The organism is Ellagibacter isourolithinifaciens, assembly GCF_008831035.1.
GTDB classification, from domain to species: domain Bacteria; phylum Actinomycetota; class Coriobacteriia; order Coriobacteriales; family Eggerthellaceae; genus Ellagibacter; species Ellagibacter isourolithinifaciens.
Map to the genome: position 1 here is coordinate 1 of NZ_WAJR01000081.1, position 513 is coordinate 513.

Here is a 513-nt window from a genome sequence, read left to right on the forward strand (position 1 = left end):
GGATGTCGAAGTAGGCCGTGTCGTCGTCGAGCTCCTGCGCCACCAGCTCGTCGCAGAACACGGGCGCGAGGTCCTCGGGGCGCGCCACGGCGCCGTTCGGCAGCCGGATGGGCTCGGGCTTCTCCGGCATGTCGGCCCGCAGGTTGTACCACTGCGCGGGGATCTGGTCTTCTCGCAGGTACAGGCGATGCGGCGCGTTCTCGGTCATGATGGTTCCTTTCACGTTGCTGCGGCGTCCCCGCCGCGGTTCACCCTCCGTCCGCGCAAACAAAAAGAGCCCCCGGATCTCCTAGGGCTCTTCTGTATATGCATGCGCGAAACAGAAGCCTATGCGAGACCCGGGATCAATGCCTTCTCTTCCACCACCACGCGCCGACGGGCAACGTGCCAGGCACGCTGTCGGCGAAAGCTGCGGTGTGGGCGGTTGAGGGCATTGCGGCCTTTCTTCGGTCGGGCTTTCCGGGTCGGACGAAGCATAGCACCAACCGGGCGACCTTGGGAAGGGGGCAATCC

Annotated in this window: 1 pseudogene; it reads right to left on the bottom strand. The window is 65.5% G+C overall.

The window, feature by feature from the left end:
- Window positions 1–223 (bottom strand): annotated as a pseudogene (locus F8C90_RS10835) (TrpB-like pyridoxal phosphate-dependent enzyme); the annotation flags it as partial.
- Window positions 224–513 lie beyond the last annotated feature (290 nt).